Annotated in this window: 17 protein-coding genes; all 17 read left to right on the top strand. The window is 41.4% G+C overall.

From position 1 onward, the window contains the following. Window positions 1-19: 19 nt before the first annotated feature. The 17 genes from polX to racE all read left to right on the top strand — a co-directional run bounded on the left by polX (window position 20) and on the right by racE (window position 18,931). Complete coding sequence (gene polX / locus CSV69_RS01600) at window positions 20-1,726, top strand: DNA polymerase/3'-5' exonuclease PolX (RefSeq protein ID WP_099692587.1); 1,707 nt, start codon at window positions 20-22, stop codon at window positions 1,724-1,726. A 16-nt stretch (window positions 1,727-1,742) separates the two neighbouring features. Continuing rightward, window positions 1,743-4,100 (top strand): endonuclease MutS2, encoded by a 2,358-nt coding sequence (locus tag CSV69_RS01605; protein WP_099692588.1) that lies wholly within the window; start codon window positions 1,743-1,745, stop codon window positions 4,098-4,100. Window positions 4,101-4,163: 63 nt separating this feature from the next. Further along, window positions 4,164-4,577: a DUF350 domain-containing protein gene (locus CSV69_RS01610; RefSeq protein ID WP_099692589.1), complete on the top strand. Its 414-nt coding sequence runs from the start codon at window positions 4,164-4,166 to the stop codon at window positions 4,575-4,577. A gap of 748 nt (window positions 4,578-5,325) precedes the next feature. After that, window positions 5,326-7,029 (top strand): long-chain-fatty-acid--CoA ligase, encoded by a 1,704-nt coding sequence (locus tag CSV69_RS01615; RefSeq protein WP_099692590.1) that lies wholly within the window; start codon window positions 5,326-5,328, stop codon window positions 7,027-7,029. A gap of 89 nt (window positions 7,030-7,118) precedes the next feature. After that, window positions 7,119-7,703 carry a fatty acid metabolism transcriptional regulator FadR gene (locus tag CSV69_RS01620; protein WP_085426484.1) on the top strand — a complete coding sequence of 195 codons (585 nt, stop codon included), beginning with the start codon at window positions 7,119-7,121 and terminating at the stop codon, window positions 7,701-7,703. Between the two features lie 26 nt (window positions 7,704-7,729). Continuing rightward, the gene (locus CSV69_RS01625; protein ID WP_085426483.1) at window positions 7,730-8,503 is read left to right on the top strand and encodes an enoyl-CoA hydratase; all 774 of its coding nucleotides are present in this window, start codon (window positions 7,730-7,732) and stop codon (window positions 8,501-8,503) included. A gap of 23 nt (window positions 8,504-8,526) precedes the next feature. Continuing rightward, the gene (locus CSV69_RS01630) at window positions 8,527-9,300 is read left to right on the top strand and encodes an electron transfer flavoprotein subunit beta/FixA family protein (protein WP_085426482.1); all 774 of its coding nucleotides are present in this window, start codon (window positions 8,527-8,529) and stop codon (window positions 9,298-9,300) included. 36 nt (window positions 9,301-9,336) lie between these two features. After that, window positions 9,337-10,311 carry an electron transfer flavoprotein subunit alpha/FixB family protein gene (locus tag CSV69_RS01635; protein ID WP_085426481.1) on the top strand — a complete coding sequence of 325 codons (975 nt, stop codon included), beginning with the start codon at window positions 9,337-9,339 and terminating at the stop codon, window positions 10,309-10,311. Window positions 10,312-10,396: 85 nt separating this feature from the next. After that, complete coding sequence (gene trxA, locus CSV69_RS01640; RefSeq protein WP_029052960.1) at window positions 10,397-10,711, top strand: thioredoxin; 315 nt, start codon at window positions 10,397-10,399, stop codon at window positions 10,709-10,711. 52 nt (window positions 10,712-10,763) lie between these two features. After that, entirely contained in the window at window positions 10,764-12,566 is a 1,803-nt protein-coding gene (gene uvrC, locus CSV69_RS01645) for an excinuclease ABC subunit UvrC (protein WP_085426480.1), read from the top strand. 416 nt (window positions 12,567-12,982) lie between these two features. Further along, on the top strand, window positions 12,983-13,591 hold the full coding sequence (locus CSV69_RS01650) for a succinate dehydrogenase cytochrome b558 subunit (RefSeq protein ID WP_085426479.1): 609 nt from the start codon (window positions 12,983-12,985) through the stop codon (window positions 13,589-13,591). A 50-nt stretch (window positions 13,592-13,641) separates the two neighbouring features. After that, the gene (gene sdhA, locus CSV69_RS01655; protein ID WP_085426478.1) at window positions 13,642-15,396 is read left to right on the top strand and encodes a succinate dehydrogenase flavoprotein subunit; all 1,755 of its coding nucleotides are present in this window, start codon (window positions 13,642-13,644) and stop codon (window positions 15,394-15,396) included. A gap of 6 nt (window positions 15,397-15,402) precedes the next feature. Continuing rightward, window positions 15,403-16,200, top strand: coding sequence for a succinate dehydrogenase iron-sulfur subunit (sdhB, locus tag CSV69_RS01660; RefSeq protein ID WP_085426477.1), 798 nt, complete (start codon window positions 15,403-15,405; stop codon window positions 16,198-16,200). Window positions 16,201-16,797: 597 nt separating this feature from the next. Then, window positions 16,798-17,247, top strand: a complete 450-nt coding sequence (locus CSV69_RS01665) for an acyl-CoA thioesterase (protein WP_085426476.1) — start codon at window positions 16,798-16,800, stop codon at window positions 17,245-17,247. 75 nt (window positions 17,248-17,322) lie between these two features. Beyond that, window positions 17,323-17,535: a helix-turn-helix domain-containing protein gene (locus CSV69_RS01670; RefSeq protein WP_085428963.1), complete on the top strand. Its 213-nt coding sequence runs from the start codon at window positions 17,323-17,325 to the stop codon at window positions 17,533-17,535. 175 nt (window positions 17,536-17,710) lie between these two features. Then, the gene (locus tag CSV69_RS01675) at window positions 17,711-18,133 is read left to right on the top strand and encodes a MarR family winged helix-turn-helix transcriptional regulator (protein ID WP_099692632.1); all 423 of its coding nucleotides are present in this window, start codon (window positions 17,711-17,713) and stop codon (window positions 18,131-18,133) included. Between the two features lie 9 nt (window positions 18,134-18,142). Beyond that, on the top strand, window positions 18,143-18,931 hold the full coding sequence (gene racE / locus CSV69_RS01680; RefSeq protein WP_085426475.1) for a glutamate racemase: 789 nt from the start codon (window positions 18,143-18,145) through the stop codon (window positions 18,929-18,931). Window positions 18,932-19,058: the final 127 nt, after the last annotated feature.

Below are 19,058 nucleotides of genomic sequence, written 5' to 3' on the forward strand. Positions count from 1 at the left end.
GAGTGAGGAGGATACTGACTTGAATAAAAAGACTATAATCCGCACGTTTGAGAAAATCGCATTATACATGGAGTTACTTGGAGAAAATCATTTCAAGGTAGCAGCGTTCAGAAAAGCGGCTTCGATCCTAGAATTGGATACCAGAAGTCTTGCTGAAATGGATGATATTCTTTCATTGAAGGGAATCGGTAAAGGAACGGGTGCCGTTATTATCGATCTAATGGAAAAAGGAACGTCAGATGCATTAACTGAACTAGAGGAGAAGGTGCCCAAAGGTTTAATTCCTCTGTTGGATATCCCAGGTCTTGGTGGAAAGAAAATAGCTAAGCTCCGTGAAGCGTTGAATATAGATTCAATTGAATCTCTTCAAGCGGCTTGCGAAAGACAAGAAGTAAGCAAGGTTCCCGGTTTCGGTAAAAAGACGGAAGAAAACTTACTGCGCGAAATTGAAATACTTGCACAACGATCTGGTAAGACACCGATTTGGCAAGTTGCAAAAGTTGTTGACATTGTTCAGGCTGAATTAGAATTGATTGATGAGATTCAGAAGTATCAAGTGGCGGGTAGCCACCGTAGGCGTGAAGAAGAGAGTTCCGATGTGGACTGGATTCTTGTAACAGAGCAACCACAAATTGTTCGTGAGAAAATACTAGCTGCATTGCCAATCGAAAAAGTGATTGCGGCAGGCGATGCCAAATTATCCATTTCACTTGATACAGAACATCCAATCGACGCAGACTTTCGTTTTGTCACTGAAGACCAATTCGCAACTGCTCTCCATCACTTTACAGGTTCCGCTGCACATAACATACGAATGCGGCAGCTAGCTAAAAGTCGCAAACAGAAAATCAGTGAGTATGGTGTAGAAGATGAAGCGGGGCATGTGCAGACATTTTCAAGTGAGAAGGAATTCTTTGCGCATTTTGATTTGCCATTCATTCCACCAAGTATTCGTAAGGATGGAACGGAACTTGATCGAACAGATGAAATTGCAAAACTTGTCACACCGGAATTGATCCGTTCTGACTTGCATATGCATACAACTTGGTCAGATGGAGGATATTCCATAGAAGAAATGGTGGAAGCTTGTCGTGCAAAAGGCTACTCACACATGGTCATCACCGATCATTCGCATTATTTAAAAGTAGCAAATGGATTAACACCCGAACGTTTACTAAAGCAAATTGAAGAAATTCGTGCAGTGAATGAAAAGTACGCTGACATAGAAGTATTCTGTGGAACAGAGATGGATATTCTTCCGGATGGGACATTGGATTTCGAAGACGAAATTCTGGAACAGCTAGACTTTGTCATTGCCTCCATTCATTCTAGTTTCAATCAACCTCAGGAACAGATTATGGAGCGTTTGCATGCCGCATGTAAAAATCCGCATGTACACATGATTGCTCATCCTACTGGCCGTATTGTTGGTCAACGTGAAGGCTATAATCCCGATATTGAGCAGCTCATCAAGTGGGCGAGCGAATACGGTAAAATATTAGAAGTAAACGCGAGTCCATACCGTTTGGATTTACGCACGGAACACTTAATCCAAGCAATCGAAGCAGGTGTCAATATTGCGATCAATACAGATGCGCATGCGATAGAACAACTGGATATTATGCCGATTGGCGTGGAGTACGCACAAAAGGCATGGCTTCCTGCAGAACAGGTCATCAACACATGGCCGCTTGAAACGTTTATTGAGAAAGTGATTCGTAGATGAAAGGGAGTGTAAGACATTGGAAAAGCGTGTCTTAAAAACACTTGAATTTGATAAAATCATTCAACAAGTATCAGCACAATGTACGTCCATTGCTGGGCGTGCTCACATAGAACAATTAGTACCGTCAACGAGTCTCGAAGAGGTCAGTCGCTTACTGGAAGAGACTGATGAAGGATTGGCGCTATTACGGATACGCGGAAATGTACCGATGGGTGGGATTCATGATATTCGATCTCATGCCAAACGCGCACAAATTGGTGGAATGCTGAGTGCGATGGAACTAGTAGAAATTGCAGACACAATCCGTGCCAGTAGAATTCTTCGTCAATTTTTAGAAGCTGTTACAGCTGAAGATGAGATTTCCATTCCGCATTTAATTGCACGTAAAGAAGCGATGCCCATCCTCACTGCAATCGAGCATGAAGTGAACGCAGCTATCGATGATAATGGTCGAGTAATGGATAGTGCTTCGTCCGCATTACGTTCAATTCGCCAAAGCTTACGTATCCAAGAAAGCCGTGTACGTGAACGTCTTGAAAGTTACACAAGAGGGAAGAACGCATCGAAAATGCTTTCTGACGCAATTGTAACAATGCGTAATGATCGTTACTGTATTCCTGTAAAAGCCGAATATCGCTCTCATTATGGTGGAGTGATTCATGACATGTCTTCATCAGGCCAAACATTATTTATCGAGCCCGATGCAGTTGTTCAGGCGAATAATGAAATTCGCGAGTTGAAAGTCAAGGAGCAAGAGGAAATTGAAAAGATTTTGCTTGCCTTGTCTGCCAGTGTTCAGGAAATCGCACATGAGCTATTCACATTGGTGCAATTATTAGCAGAAGTAGATGTCATCTTAGCGAAAGCCAAATACGGTACTGCAAATAAATGTACCAAGCCAGCTGTGAACGCAGACGGTTATATGCGCCTGTCAAAAGCACGTCATCCTCTCTTGCCGATAGATGAAGCAGTAGCGAATACGATTGAATTCGGTCAGGACATTACGACGATTGTTATTACCGGTCCGAATACGGGTGGTAAGACCGTCACGCTAAAAACGGTTGGACTTTGCACATTGATGGCGCAAGCGGGTCTACCGATTCCAGTACTAGATGGTTCTGAAATTGCCGTCTTTGATTCAATTTATGCCGATATCGGCGATGAGCAGTCGATCGAACAGAGCTTGAGTACATTCTCTTCTCATATGGTCAACATCGTCAATATATTGAAAAAGTTTGATGATCGTTCTCTTTTATTATTCGATGAATTAGGTTCGGGAACGGATCCGCAAGAAGGTGCCGCACTTGCTATTTCAATTCTTGACGAAGTGCATGGGAGTGGCGCACGTGTGATGGCGACTACTCACTACCCAGAACTAAAAGCGTATGGTTTTAACCGTCCTGGTGTAGCCAATGCGAGTGTTGAATTCGATATTGATACGCTAAGTCCGACTTATCGATTACTAATCGGTGTGCCTGGACGTAGTAATGCATTTGAAATTTCAAAACGACTAGGATTGCATAATCATGTGATCGAACGTGCAAAGAGTTTTACAGGAGAAAACCGTGGGGAAGTAGATTCTATGATTGCTTCTCTTGAAACGAGCCGTGTGCAATCCGAAAAGGATGCTGAGCGTACACACGACATACTCCTGGAAACAGAAAAATTGAAAAAAGAATTACATGATAAATTACAAGAATTTGAAGAACAGAAAGACCGTTTAACAGAAGTAGCCAAAGAGAAAGCGAAAAAAATCGTGGAACAAGCCAAAACTGAATCCGAAGCGGTTATTTCAGACTTACGTGCACTTCGAATGAATGCAGGAGCTAGCGTCAAAGAGCACGAGTTAATTGAAGCTCGAAAACGTTTAGAAGGTGCTGCACCTGAAGAAAAGAAAAAGAAGACTATTAAGGCGCAAGCAGGACCTCGTCCATTACAAACAGGAGACGAAGTGAAAGTATTAGCTTACGGACAAAAAGGAACTCTCGTCGAAAAAGTATCCGATAAAGAATGGGTTGTTCAAATCGGAATTTTGAAGATGAAATTACCTGAATCCGGATTGCAATACACCAAGCCTGAAAAAGAAAAGAAACATGTTACGGCTGCTGCAGTGCGTGGTCGTTCCGAACATGTGAAGATGGAGCTAGATTTACGTGGTGAACGATACGAAGACGCGCTAGTACGTACAGAGAAGTATATTGACGATGCGTTGCTATCCAACTACCACCAAGTGAATATCATTCATGGTAAGGGGACAGGTGCACTACGACAAGGTGTCCAGCAATACTTGAAGAAGCATTCGCGAGTAAAGTCGTATCGTTTTGGTGAAGCAGGAGAAGGCGGTAGTGGCGTAACCGTCGTGGAATTAAAATAAATGAAACCTTTCTGCCGCTTGGACCGTATGACAAGCAAGAGAACATAAAGAAGGTGCCAAATTATGAATCATACGGGATTTTGGAGTCATCCATTAGTTGAGACGGCGGGCTATTTCAGTGTTGTTACACTGTGCTTGATCGTGTCAATGGTGTTATTTGAAATCGTAACAAAATATAAAAACTGGGAAGAGATTCGTAAAGGGAATTTGTCAGTGGCTATGGCGACAGGCGGAAAGATCTTTGGTGTCGCCAATATTTTCCGCTATTCTATCGAGCAGCACAACAGCTTACCGCAGATGATGGCCTGGGGCTTATACGGTTTCGTGCTTCTTGTATTCGCTTATTTACTGTTCGAGTTCCTGACGCCTAAGTTTAAAGTGGACGAGGAGATCCAGGCAGACAATCGCTCCGTCGGCTTCATCTCACTTTGCATTTCCGTAGGTCTGTCATTCGTCATCGGCGCCAGTATTTCATAGGAGATCGTATATTATGGAGAGATTAATTAAGATATTATTGGTAGTCTGTGTACTCTTCGTGCTCGTCGGAGTATACTGGCTCTTCAACAACACACCTTGACCTTGGTCTTGGTGTGTTTTTAGTTTTGGGAGGTTATTTTAAATTCAAAAGCGAGTACTTGGGAATGGTGAGCGAATTTGTGAGTATAATGGGATGGAAACGCCAGTCGGCGGACGCTTTCCCATGGGCCTGCGGTGAGCCAACCAGTTCGCCGCCAACTTCCACTTCCATCCTACGTTGATAGTGCTAGTACTTAGATCACTCCCTGTAAGTAGTGTGTTAATTATTGTTTTGTCTTAACTTCTTTAGTTTCAAGTTCTACAGTTCAAAATCGATTACAACACTTATTTTAATGCACAACAAAAAGTCTCACCCGCTTGCATTGCAAGGAATTGGAGCGTAGGAGGGGCGACTCCTGGAGGATAAGCGGGACAGGTGAAACACCCTGCGAGCGAAGCGAAGGGGTGTGGTTCACCGCCCGCCCTCCGGAAATGCGTCCCCTCCGAAGCGCAAATTCCCACCCCAACACCCTGCCAGCCTCTCTATATCACTAAATGCATAATAGTATTCACACTTACATAGATTAAGAGGTATTTAACCAAATAATTAAAGCGCTTTCATATTTATCTTGTAAACTAAATAGTTTATCGATATACTAATGAACAAGGAATGTTCAAACAATTACAATATTGTAAAGGAGTTGTGAAGATGACACAAAAACCTTGGCTTGCTACTTATCCAAAAGAAATCCCAACACATTTGGAATATGAAAATATTCCATTGCAAGACTATTTAACAAGGTCCAGCAAGAAATATGCCAACAAAACGGCAATTCATTTTCTTGGGAAAGACATCTCGTTCAAAGAATTTCAGGAGTCTGCGTTGAAATTTGCTACCTATTTGCAAAAACTGGGGGTAGAGAAGGGTGACCGCGTAGCCATCATGCTTCCGAACTGTCCGCAAGGGGCCATTGCGTACTTTGGTATTCTCTATGCAGGTGGAATTGTTGTTCAGACAAACCCACTATATACAGAACGCGAACTACATTATCAGCTATCCGATTCGGGTGCAAAAGTTATTATTTCACTTGATATCTTGTTCCCGCGTGTCTCAAAAGCAATGAATGGAACAGCGCTTGAGAATATTATTATTACGGGGATTAAAGATTATCTTCCATTCCCGAAGAATCTAGTCTATCCATTTATTCAGAAGAAGGAACACAAACTCACTGTAAGAGTGGAACATCGTGGTATTCATCATTTATATACTGAAATAATGAAAACGACGAGTGCAGATCCAATCCATGTAAGTTATGAGACAGGCGATATTGCTTTATTGCAATACACTGGGGGGACTACAGGACCACCAAAAGGCGTGGAGTTGACACATTCCAATTTAATCAGCAATACTGAAATGTGTAGTGCGTGGTTGTACAAAACGACAGATGGCGAAGAAACGATTATGGGTATTCTACCATTCTTCCACGTCTATGGAATGACGACTGTACTGATCTTCGCAGTAATGAAGGGTCATAAAATGGTACTGATACCTAAATTCGACTTTAAGACTGCGTTGAAAGATATTGACAAACTCAAACCGACCCTATTTCCAGGAGCACCTACTATTTATATAGGTTTGCTGAATCATCCGGATCTAGAAAAATACGATCTATCTTCTATTAAAGCCTGTATTAGCGGATCGGCTGCTTTACCAATTGAAGTAAAAGAGAAATTCGAAGCGATAACAGGTGGAAAACTCGTAGAAGGGTACGGCTTAACAGAAACATCTCCAGTTGCAATGGCGAACTTTGTGTGGGATGGACTTGAGAAACGTGGCTCTATTGGCGTTCCATGGCCTGACACGGATGCTTGCGTACTAGGACCAGGGGCTACGGAACCGTTGCCAGTTGGAGAAATTGGTGAAATTGCGGTAAAAGGACCTCAAGTCATGACAGGTTATTGGAATAGACCCGATGATACACAAGAGTCTTTCCGTGATGGATGGTTTTTGACTGGAGATCTAGGGTATATGGATGAAGACGGATACTTTTATATAGTGGATCGTAAAAAAGATATGATTATCGCAAGTGGATTTAATGTCTATCCACGTGAGATCGAAGAAGTCCTCTACGAACATCCAGCTATTCAAGAATGTATCGTCGCAGGAGTGCCTGATCCATACCGGGGTGAAACAGTTAAAGCATATATTGTCTTAAAAGAAGGACATTCAGTAACGGAAAAAGAATTAGATACGTATTGCAGAAAACAACTAGCGGCATTTAAAGTACCAAAGCAATATGATTTCCGTGAAGATCTTCCCAAAACGGCGGTAGGAAAAATTCTACGCAGAACATTAGTAGAAGAAGAACGAAAGAAATTAACAGAAGATAAGAATACATTAAAAAGTTCGTAACAAAATGCTTGACTAAAACTCAAAATAATATTACTATGAAAATATGAATGAATCATCATTCATATTTTCTTTTTTGGTGGTGAAACATAATGAAGCGGACAAAACCTAAATATAAACAAATAGTAGATGCTGCAGTAGTTGTTATTGCGGAAAATGGGTACCACCAAGCGCAAGTCTCGAAAATTGCTAAAGAAGCTGGAGTCGCTGATGGAACGATTTATTTGTATTTTAAAAATAAAGAAGATATTCTTATATCCGTATTCAGGGAAAAAATGGCGATTTTCGTAGAGAATATTAAAGAGATATTAAAAAAAGATCTTCCCATTGCAGGAAAGTTGCAACTGGTTGTAGAAAGTCATTTTAGAGTGCTGCAAGAAGATCCTCACTTAGCGATCGTCACACAATTGGAACTCAGACAGTCAAATAAAGATCTGCGATTCCAAATCAATAATGTGTTGAAAGAATATATGGTTTTGTTGGATACTTTGCTTGAAGAAGGGGTAGAGAAGGGGGAGTTATCTCCTGATCTAGATCTCAGACTAGCAAGACAGATGTTATTTGGCACAATGGATGAGACAATTACCTCTTGGGTGATGAACGAACAGAAGTTTAATTTAGTCAGCTTAGCGCCTAAAGTTAGCGATATGCTACTACATGGCTACAAACAGCAGTAAGCATTGCACTAAAGGAGAGATAGTAGATGACATTGATTAACTTGGAGAAAGACGGTCATGTCGCATTAGCGAAAATTGACCATCCACCCGCGAACGCACTGTCTTCGAAATTGATTGAAGAAGTGGACCAACTGTTAACTAGCGTAGAGCATGACGACGATATTCGTGTTATTGTTCTTTATGGAGAAGGTCGTTTCTTCTCAGCTGGTGCGGATATTAAAGAATTCACTACAGTACACACGGGTGAAGCGTTCACGAATCTATCTAGTAAAGGTCAAGAAGTTTTCGAACGCTTAGAAAACTTCCCTAAACCTGTAATCGCTTCCATTCATGGTGCAGCACTTGGTGGCGGCTTGGAGTTGGCAATGGCGTGCCACATCCGATTGGTAACGAAAAGTGCTAAACTTGGCTTGCCTGAATTGCAACTCGGGCTAATACCTGGATTTGCAGGAACACAGCGTTTGCCACGTTTAGTCGGTGTAGCGAAAGCAACAGAAATCATGTTGACAAGCGATCCGATTTCAGGTGAAGATGCAGTACAATGGGGTCTTGCAAATCATGCGTATTCAGATGAAGACCTTTCAAATGAGACATTGAAGCTTGCGAAGAAGATTTCTCAAAAGAGTCCGATTGCAGTGAAGCATGCATTGCATATGCTTTCTTATTCCAAAGACCAGTCATTCTATGATGGTGTGGAAGCAGAAGCAAAGTCATTCGGAGAAGTATTTGTTTCTGAAGATGCAAAAGAAGGTATTCAAGCGTTTATTGAAAAGCGTCAACCTACATTTACCGGGAAGTAATTATCGAATAGGAGGTTCTATTAATGAACATTTATGCATTAGTAAAAAGAACATTTGATACGGAAGAAAAAATTTCAATCTCAAACGGTGCCATTGCTGAAGATGGTGCAGAATTCATCATCAACCCATACGATGAGTACGCAGTAGAAGAAGCTATTAAACTACGTGACGAACACGGTGGGGAAGTTACTGTATTATCAATCGGTGACGAAGATTCCGAGAAACAATTGCGTACGGCATTGGCAATGGGTGCAGATAAAGCAGTACTCATCAATATTGAAGACGACATTGATGATATTGACGAATATACATCAGCAAAAGTCATTGCAGATTACTTAAAAGACAAAGATGCTGATTTGATTCTAGCGGGTAACGTAGCTATCGACGGCGGTTCAGGACAAGTAGGACCACGTGTAGCAGAATTGCTTGGGATTAACTATGTTACGACAATTACTGAATTAACAATAGACGGAACGAACGCAACAGTTGTACGAGACGTTGAAGGGGATTCAGAAACTATTGAAACATCCCTACCACTTCTAGTTACAGCACAACAAGGTCTGAACGAACCACGTTATCCTTCTTTGCCTGGGATTATGAAAGCAAAGAAGAAACCTCTTGAAGACTTAGAGTTCGATGACCTAGATCTAGAGGAAGATGATGTAGAAGCGAAGACGGAAACAAAGGAAGTCTTCTTACCACCAGCAAAATCAGCGGGGCGTGTACTTGAAGGAGAGCCAGCAGATCAAGCGGCTGAACTTATAAAATTATTGCGTAACGAAGCGAAAGTAATTTAATTCATATAGAGAACCGTAATTAGGAGGGACTACATTATGTCAAAGAAAATGTTGGTTTTAGGTGAAGCACGTGATGGAGAACTACGTAACGTATCATTTGAAACAATTGCAGCAGCAAAAAATATTTCAGGCGGTGGAGAAGTTGTCGCTGTTCTTATTGGCGATCAAGTTCAGTCACTAGGTGAAGAAATGATTCATTATGGAGCGGACCGAGTAGTAACGGTTGAGCACCCGCACTTGAAGTACTACACGCCGGACGGTTTCGGTCAAGCATTCATGGCGGTTTACGAAGAGGAGTCTCCAGACGGCGTAGTGTTCGGTCACACAGCTATGGGTAAAGACTTATCACCCAAAATTGCAAGTAAGCTTGGAACAGGATTGATTTCAGATGTAACGAAAATTGAAGGAGAAGGCGATGATGCAGAATTCATCCGTCCAATCTATTCTGGTAAAGCATTTGAGAAAGTGGAAATTAAAGAAGGTTTACAATTTATCACAATCCGTCCGAACAACATTGAGCCGTTAGCACATGATGCAAGCCGTTCAGGGGACGTAACAGCAAAAACTGTAGATATTACAAATCTTCGTTCTGTTATCAAAGACGTAGTACGTAAATCAACAGAAGGCGTAGATTTATCTGAAGCAAAAGTAATCGTAGCGGGTGGTCGTGGAGTTAAAGGACCAGAAGGATTTGAGCCTTTAAAAGAATTGGCTGATCTTCTAGGCGGTGCGGTTGGTGCTTCACGTGGAGCGTGTGACGCAGATTACTGCGACTATTCACTACAGATTGGTCAAACGGGTAAAGTTGTTACTCCAGACTTGTATATCGCAGCTGGAATTTCTGGAGCAATCCAGCACGTAGCCGGTATGTCCAACTCTAAAGTCATTGTCGCGATCAATAAAGATCCAGAAGCGAACATCTTTAAAATTGCAGACTACGGTATCGTGGGTGACATCTTCGAGATCATTCCGATCATGATTGAAGAAATTAAAAAGATTAAAGTCAGCTAATGTTTCGGTACAGGCATTTTTTTAGCCCCTTCTATACCTCCGTGATATAATACGAATATAGTTAAACACTAAGGAGGAAATAATAATGGCAATTATCAATGCAACTGATTCGAACTTTGCTGAAAACGTAAAAGAAGGCGTAGTACTAGTAGACTTTTGGGCACCTTGGTGTGGACCATGTAAGATGATCGCTCCTGTACTTGAAGAACTTTCAGGTGAATTAGAAGGAAAAGCGAACATTGTAAAAGTAAACGTTGATGACAACCAAGCAACTGCTAGCCAGTTCGGCATCATGTCGATCCCAACACTTCTACTCTTTAAAGATGGAGAAGTAGCTGAGAAGGTAGTAGGCTTCCAACCTAAAGAAGCACTTGCACAACTAGTTGAAAAACACGCATAAATACATTGGACCGGGGCTGCTTTAGCACCCGGTCTTTTAGTAGGTGAAAATAATGAATGAAATTATTGAACATAAACTTTCAATCCTCCCCGAATTACCAGGATGTTATTTAATGAAGGATCGCCAAGGCACCGTCATTTATGTAGGGAAAGCAAAAGTCTTAAAAAATCGTGTTCGCAGTTATTTCACGGGATCTCACGATGGTAAGACCCAGCGATTGGTCGGAGAAATAGAGGATTTTGAATATATTGTCACCAATTCTGAAATTGAAGCCTTGATTCTGGAATTGAACATGATTAAGAAATACGATCCCAAATACAATATTATGCTGAAGGATGATAAAACTTATCCTTACCTGAAAATCACCAATGAAAGACACCCGAAATTGATTATTACTCGTAAAGTAAATAAGAAATCGGGTAAATACTTTGGACCTTACCCAAATGCCACTGCGGCGCATGAGACCAAAAAGTTATTGGATCGACTGTATCCGTACCGTAAGTGTCAAAGTATTCCGACGCGCGCGTGTTTGTACTATCATATTGGACAATGTTTGGCACCTTGTATTAAAGAGGTACCTGCAGAGGCATATACAGAAATGATTACGGACATTACACGATTTCTAAATGGTGGTTATAAGGAAGTCAAAAAAGAACTCCAGCAAAAAATGAATAAAGCAGCTGAAGAGTTGGAGTTTGAACGCGCGAAAGAATATCGTGATCAAATCACAAATATCGAAACCGTTATGGAAAAACAGAATATGAATGCTAACGACTTTACTGACCGGGATATTTTCGGCTATGCGGTTGATAAAGGTTGGATGTGCGTGCAAGTGTTCTTCGTTCGTCAAGGTAAAATGATAGAACGTGATGTATCTATTTTTCCAGCCTATAGAGATCCTGAAGATGAATTACTTACGTATCTGGGTCGTTTCTATGGAGAAGCCCAACATTTATTGCCTAAAGAAGTACTTCTTCCGGAGACCGTTGATTTTGCGTTAGCAGATCAATTGCTCGATACAACGGTGTTAATACCGCAACGTGGAAAGAAAAAAGAACTTGTCAAACTTGCTGCCAAAAATGCGTCTATTGCATTGAATGCCAAGTTCCAAATAATTGAGCGACAAGAAGAACGTACAATTGGTGCTTGTGAAGAACTTGGAGAAGCGATGAATATTAGTACGCCTCTTCGAATAGAAGCATTCGATAACTCTCATACACATGGCGTGGAACCGGTATCCGCGATGATATCATTTGTGGATGGGCGTCCGAATCGTAAAGATTACCGAAAGTATAAAACGAAAACAGCTGCAGCTCACGATGATTATGGTGCTATGCGGGAAGTAGTTAGACGACGTTACGCACGTGTATTAAAAGAAGAATTGCCTTTACCGGATTTGATTGTGATCGATGGTGGGAAAGGGCAAATGGAAATAGCCCGAGAAGTCATTGAAGATGAACTCGGCTTATCGATTCCTATTGCGGGTCTTGCAAAGGATGACAAGCATAATACAGCGCAGTTGCTATACGGTCACCCGCCTGAAATCGTTCCATTGAAGAAGACGAGTGAAGCATTTTATTTATTGCAACGGGTTCAAGATGAAGTTCACCGCTTTGCTATTACGTTTCACAGACAGCGTAGGGGCGCGTCATCACTAACATCGTCCTTAGATGGTATTGATGGCATTGGGCCTAAACGTAAGCAACAACTATTGAAGCATTTTAAAACAGTGAAAGCCATACGTGAAGCGACACCCGAGCAATTGAAAGAGTCTGGAATGCCTAAAAAAGTTGCAGATGACTTGATCGCTCACTTCCAAAAACCTGAAGATAGTCAAAAGCCCCTGACTGAGTAGTCAAGGGCTTTTCTATAGTAGAAGTCTTTAATCTTCTAAAAACAAAAAATATGTTTCAATTCCGTCACAATTTTTCGGAATAGTCAGACACCTATTGTCTAGGATGTAATTTGGATCATATTATATATTACTTTCGATTAACAAGTCATGATAACCTGTTTAAAAGAGCGTTACTAAAGGCTTCGTACATTGTCAGCAACTGTCGTATCATGCGGTCAATTATGTGGTGAAACGACATTATTAGAAAAGTCATAATATAGTATAAAAAGTTGACAGCATCTTGACCTGCCCTAAACAGAGGAGTACAATGTACATGTTATCATATTATACCACGAAGAGAGATACTGGTGAATGCGGACCAAATAGAGAATCGCATCATTGCAGTATATTCTCAGAAATAAGGGAGGGTAAAAGACTTGTCGAAAGAATCAGATTTTTTCTTACGCCGTCTACACTCGTTGCTTGGAGTTATTCCAGTTGGTCTATTTGTTGCCCAACACTTAGTCATTAACCACTTTGCAACGCGCGGTGAAGAAGCATTCAACACAGCATCTAACTTTATGGGGAACTTACCGTTTGTATTGTTCTTGGAATGGTTTATTATTTATATTCCACTCATGTTCCACGCTTTTTACGGAGTGTACATAGCTTTTTCAGCGAAATACAATGTGGGCCATTACAGTACTTTCCGTAACTGGATGTTCACGCTCCAACGGTTCACAGGCGTATTCCTAGTCATCTTCATTGCATGGCATGTATACGAAACTCGTATTCAAAAAGCGCTTGGAACTGAAGTAGACTTCAACATGATGGCCGATATCTTGTCGAATCCATTTATGCTTGTATTCTATATCCTAGGTGTTGTTTCTGCTACTTTCCACTTAGCAAACGGACTATGGTCTTTCTGTGTTACTTGGGGAATTGCACAATCACCAAGATCACAACAGATCGTATCTTACATCACAATCGTTATTTTCTTAATACTTTCTGTAATTGGAGTTCAAGCACTTCTAGCATTTGTATAATTAATTAAAACAACTAATGAAATTACGTATAATTGAGGAGTGAAACAATAATGGCAAAAGGCAGATTGATTGTCGTCGGTGGAGGACTAGCTGGACTAATGGCTACCATCAAGTCAGCAGAAGCTGGCGTACCGGTTGACTTGTTTTCGCTAGTTCCAGTAAAACGTTCCCACTCCGTATGTGCCCAAGGTGGCATTAACGGTGCTGTAAACACAAAAGGTGAAGGTGACTCGGTCGACATTCACTTTGATGATACAGTTTACGGTGGAGACTTCCTAGCGAATCAAAAACCAGTACAAGCAATGACGGCAGCAGCTCCTGGAATCATCCACTTATTAGACCGTATGGGTGTTATGTTCAACCGTACACCAGAAGGTTTATTAGATTTCCGTCGTTTCGGTGGTACACTTCACCATCGTACAGCGTATGCGGGTGCAACTACAGGACAACAGTTACTGTATGCTCTTGACGAACAAGTTCGTTCTCATGAGGTAGCAGGACTTGTTCAAAAGTATGAGCACTGGGAGTTCCTTGGAATCATCAAAGACGAAGATGGAACTTGCCGCGGTATCAAAGCTCAAAACATGAAGACAATGGAAATCGAAGCATTCAAAGCGGATGCTGTCATCATGGCAACAGGTGGCCCTGGGATTATCTTTGGTAAGTCTACAAACTCTGTAATCAATACAGGTTCTGCAGCTTCCATCGTTTATCAGCAAGGTGCAAAATATGCAAACGGCGAATTCATTCAGATTCACCCAACAGCAATTCCTGGAGACGACAAACTTCGTCTAATGAGTGAATCTGCTCGTGGTGAAGGTGGACGTATTTGGACATATAAAGATGGTAAGCCTTGGTACTTCTTGGAAGAGAAATATCCAGACTACGGTAACTTAGTTCCACGGGATATCGCAACACGTGAAATCTTCGACGTGTGTGTAAACCAAAAACTAGGTATTAACGGAGAAAACATGGTGTACTTGGATCTTTCCCACAAGGACCCTAAAGAACTGGACATTAAACTTGGTGGAATCATCGAGATTTATGAAAAGTTCACAGGAGATGATCCACGTAAATTGCCAATGAAAATCTTCCCAGCTGTTCACTATTCAATGGGCGGACTATGGGTTGACGATCATCAGCAAACAAGTATCCCTGGTCTATTCGCAGCAGGCGAATGTGACTTCTCACAACACGGTGCAAACCGTTTAGGTGCTAACTCATTGCTATCCGCTATTTACGGTGGTATGGTCGCAGGACCGTACGCAATCGATTACATGAAGCATCTGAAGCGTACTGCTGATGAACTTCCTGCAACGATCTTCGAAGATGCGGTTAAAGAAGAGCAACAGAAATGGGAAGACACTCTTAAGATGGACGGTACAGAAAATGCGTACGTTCTTCACAGAGAGCTTGGCGAATGGATGACTGACAACGTAACGGTTGTTCGTTTCAATGATAAGTTGAAGCAGACAGACGAAAAAATTGTCGAGTTACTTGAGCGCTATGAAAACATTAACATAACAGATACACAACTTTGGTCTAACCAAGGAGCTATGTTTACACGCCAGTTGAAGAACATGCTATATTTAGCACGTGTAATCACATTAGGTGCATTAAATCGTGACGAGAGCCGTGGCGCGCACTATAAGCCAGAATTCCCGAATCGTGATGATGAGAACTTCTTGAAAACAACAATTGCGGAATTTGACGGAGTATCTGCACCAATTATATCTTATGAAGAAGTAGATACTTCTATCATTCCTCCACGTATCCGCGATTACTCAGCGAAGAAAGGAGATTGATAAAAAGTGAGCGAACAACAAACAGCAAGTGCAACTGCAACTGCTACAAAAACTGTCGTGTTTGACATTCAACGTCAAGATAATGCCACTTCAAGTCCTTATACTGAAAGATTTGAAGTTCCATATCGCCCGAATATGAACGTAATCTCGGCTTTAATGGAAATCAGACGTAACCCTGTAAATGCAAAAGGTGAGAAGACTACGCCAATTAACTGGGATATGAACTGTTTGGAAGAGGTTTGTGGAGCATGTTCAATGGTAATCAACGGTCGTCCTCGTCAGTCATGTACTGCATTGGTAGATCAGTTGACACAACCTATTAAACTTGAGCCTATGCGTACATTCCCAGTCGTTCGTGACTTAATTGTTGACCGTGAATTCATGTTTGATTCGTTAAAGCGTATCAAAGCTTGGGTTCCGATTGATGGAACGTACGATCTTGGTGAAGGCCCTCGTATGCCTGAGCGTAAGCGCCAGTGGGCATATGAATTGTCTAAATGTATGACTTGCGGTGTATGTCTAGAAGCTTGTCCGAACGTTAACGACAAGACGAACTTCATGGGACCTGCATTGATGTCACAAGTACGTTTATTCAACGCCCATCCAACGGGTTCAATGAACAAAGATGAGCGTTTGGCTACAGTAATGGGAGACGGCGGAATCACTGAATGTGGTAACGCACAGAACTGTGTAGTGGCTTGTCCTAAAGGAATTCCTTTGACAACTTCTCTTGGTGCAATTGGTAGAGCAACAACGATCCAAATGTTCAAGAACTTCTTCGGAAGTGACCACCAAGTAGATTAATCTCTATAAACTAAGCTGTCCAAGAAGTCGTAAACCTACGACTTCTTGCGACAGCTTTTTTGTTGTTTATTAATGGATTGGGAGAACGGTGTTGGGGATTAGCACTTCGGAGGGGACGCTTTCCTGAGGGTTCATGATGAGCCGACTGTTCACTGCGCTCTCTTAGTCGTCTCATCTGTCGAACTGATCCTCCAGGAGTCGCCCCTCCTACGTGCCAATCCCTTGCAGTGTAAGTGGGTGATACTTTTTGTTGTGCATTAAAGAAAGTGTTGTAATGGGTATTGAACTGTAGAACTTGAAACTAAAGAAGTTAAGACAAAACAATAATTCTCACACTACTTACAGTGAGTCATCTAAGTACTAGCACTAATAAAGTAGGATGGAAGCTCCAGCTGGCGGACCCATGAGAAAGCGACCGCCAGCTAGAGCTTCCATACCTAGTACTCACAATCTTACTCGCTATTCTCAAGCACTAGCTAATGAACTTAAACCCGTTCAAACACAGTAACATTTTTTATGTCATTTGACGTTCATACATATTTTGATATAATGAAAGAATGAATAGTCATTCATTTGTAGAAAAAGGGGGATATGTAAATGAGAGCAAGTTATATCGAAGATGCAGAGCAATGGGAAAAAGGGTTTGAATTTCACGCTGATGTCTCTGTACGATTTTCGGAAACGGATATGTATGGACATCTAAACAACACGAAGGTATTCGCGTACTTTGAATACGCACGCATCGAGTATTTAAAAGACCTGAATCATATGGCGAAATGGTTGGACCCGAAAGGTTTAACAATACCAATCGTCGCGGATTTACAATGCGACTTCGTCAAACAAGTATACTTTGACGAGAAGCTTCGAATCTATGTGAAGGCTAATTCTATGGGCAATAGTTCCGTAGACTTGCACTACATGGCAAAAAATGAACGTAATGAAATTGTCTGTACGGGTAGAGGCGCAATTGTTCAAGTGGGAAGAAAAGACGGTAAACCTGTTGCTTGGACTGAAGAAGAAAAGTTAGTGTTCTTGAAAAACTCTTAAAAGCCTACACAGCCGCCCTTGCGCTTACATATCTTAAGGTGAAAGCGTAAAGAGGAGGGGCGCATCTTGGATGAAATGCAAAACCGTTCTTTATTAACAAACCGGGAACGACAAATTTTCACTTTGCTAGTAGACGATTTTACAACAAAAGAAATTGCTGGACAGCTGACTATTAGTGAGAAAACCGTAAGAAATCATATTTCGAATACGATTCAAAAACTTGGCGTATCAGGCAGAGCACAGGCTATTGTTGAGTTACTACGTTTAGGAGAACTTCAACTGAACTAAAAGTACTACCCCCCTAGGATGATTGTCTAATTTTGTGCAAACCGTGTCGGTCACTCTCTCTCTAGCAAAAGATCGCTTGTAAAATTGTTGCGTTCATCAACGAAAACGGTACAATGAAAAGATAGGATTCATTTCAGGGAGCTGATTTTTTTTGAATGAACGACAAAACATATCAATGGATATCGCAAAGATGGAAAAAGATCTGCGTTACATTGCATCCATTATCAAGGAGCAAGGACGAAAAATATTAAAAAACTCTACGATTACACCTCCTCAATTTAGCGCTTTACAATGGCTGCTGGAATATGGAGATATGACAATTGGCGATCTATCCAATAAAATGTTCTTGGCTTTTAGTACAACGACTGATTTAGTAGACCGAATGGAAAATAATCAACTAGTAAAGCGAGTGCGAGATGAAAACGATCGTCGTGTTGTTCGCGTTCATTTATTACCTGAAGGTATACGTATCATTGAAGAGGTTATACAGAAGAGACAAGAGTATTTACAGGATGTCCTTGTGAACTCAGATGAACAAGAAATTCAGCAGTTTTCAGGATTGCTAGCTAAATTGCACGAACAGATGATAAGAGATTGAGGGATTACATTGAATGCACCTATTGGAGTAATTGATTCAGGAGTCGGCGGGCTTACAGTAGTTAGAGAGTTACGCAAATATTTGCCGAATGAACCTATAATTTATATCGGCGATGATGCACGTTGTCCGTATGGTCCTCGGCCTGCGGAGGAAGTGTTGCGATTTACGATGGACATGGTAAATAGTTTAGCGCAAATGGGTATAAAAATGCTCGTTATTGCGTGTAACACTGCGACTGCTATTGCGCTTGAAGAAGTACGAAAACAATTTGACTTTCCTGTGGTTGGAGTTATTCAACCGGGGGCCAGAGCCGCTGTTAACGCATCGCAAACAGGTGAAATCGCTGTGCTTGGTACAATAGGCACCGTGAAGAGTAAAGCATATGAAGAAGCAATACATGAGCTGAGACCACAAGCAATTGTTCATTCGCTTGCGTGTCCGGAATTTGTACCAATCGTAGAGAGTGGAGAATATCGTACACAGGCGGCAAGAGATATTGTAGATCAGACATTATTGCCTTTGCACAGCCATTCGTTTGATTCTGTTATACTTGGTTGTACGCATTATCCATTATTACAAGATCATATTGAAGCCCATTTCTCTCATCAGAAAAATGTTATTTCTTCAGCAGTGGAGACTGTGATTGACGTGGAGCGTATTCTTGAAGCGGCAAATATGCTGTCTGTTTCAGCTGAAGAGCCTATATTTTATACAACAGGCTCGATGGATAAGTTTCAAGTCATTGTTGAAGATTGGCTTTCCATTCCTCAACCTGACGTACGCTTATTAACGTTTTAAAATAGAAGGCAGGACTCGAAAACAGTACGTTGTTTTCGGGTTTTTTGTTGTGTTTATGGTAAGATAGGTTGAATGTAGACTTGATGAACTGGTCACAACAAATATATGAACCATAACGGAGGAAAGC

Origin of the sequence: Sporosarcina sp. P26b (assembly GCF_002743245.1) — a bacterium.
GTDB lineage: Bacteria > Bacillota > Bacilli > Bacillales_A > Planococcaceae > Sporosarcina > Sporosarcina ureae_C.

What these genes read in the sequence shown, in the direction of transcription:
- CSV69_RS01610 (WP_099692589.1), top strand. Translation starts at nt 4,164, where the DNA reads ATGAATCATACGGGATTTTGGAGTCATCCATTAGTTGAGACGGCGGGC.
- CSV69_RS01615 (WP_099692590.1), top strand. Translation starts at nt 5,326, where the DNA reads ATGACACAAAAACCTTGGCTTGCTACTTATCCAAAAGAAATCCCAACA.
- CSV69_RS01620 (WP_085426484.1), top strand. Translation starts at nt 7,119, where the DNA reads ATGAAGCGGACAAAACCTAAATATAAACAAATAGTAGATGCTGCAGTA.
- CSV69_RS01625 (WP_085426483.1), top strand. Translation starts at nt 7,730, where the DNA reads ATGACATTGATTAACTTGGAGAAAGACGGTCATGTCGCATTAGCGAAA.
- CSV69_RS01630 (WP_085426482.1), top strand. Translation starts at nt 8,527, where the DNA reads ATGAACATTTATGCATTAGTAAAAAGAACATTTGATACGGAAGAAAAA.
- CSV69_RS01635 (WP_085426481.1), top strand. Translation starts at nt 9,337, where the DNA reads ATGTCAAAGAAAATGTTGGTTTTAGGTGAAGCACGTGATGGAGAACTA.
- trxA (WP_029052960.1), top strand. Translation starts at nt 10,397, where the DNA reads ATGGCAATTATCAATGCAACTGATTCGAACTTTGCTGAAAACGTAAAA.
- uvrC (WP_085426480.1), top strand. Translation starts at nt 10,764, where the DNA reads ATGAATGAAATTATTGAACATAAACTTTCAATCCTCCCCGAATTACCA.
- sdhA (WP_085426478.1), top strand. Translation starts at nt 13,642, where the DNA reads ATGGCAAAAGGCAGATTGATTGTCGTCGGTGGAGGACTAGCTGGACTA.
- CSV69_RS01665 (WP_085426476.1), top strand. Translation starts at nt 16,798, where the DNA reads ATGAGAGCAAGTTATATCGAAGATGCAGAGCAATGGGAAAAAGGGTTT.
- CSV69_RS01670 (WP_085428963.1), top strand. Translation starts at nt 17,323, where the DNA reads ATGCAAAACCGTTCTTTATTAACAAACCGGGAACGACAAATTTTCACT.
- CSV69_RS01675 (WP_099692632.1), top strand. Translation starts at nt 17,711, where the DNA reads ATGGATATCGCAAAGATGGAAAAAGATCTGCGTTACATTGCATCCATT.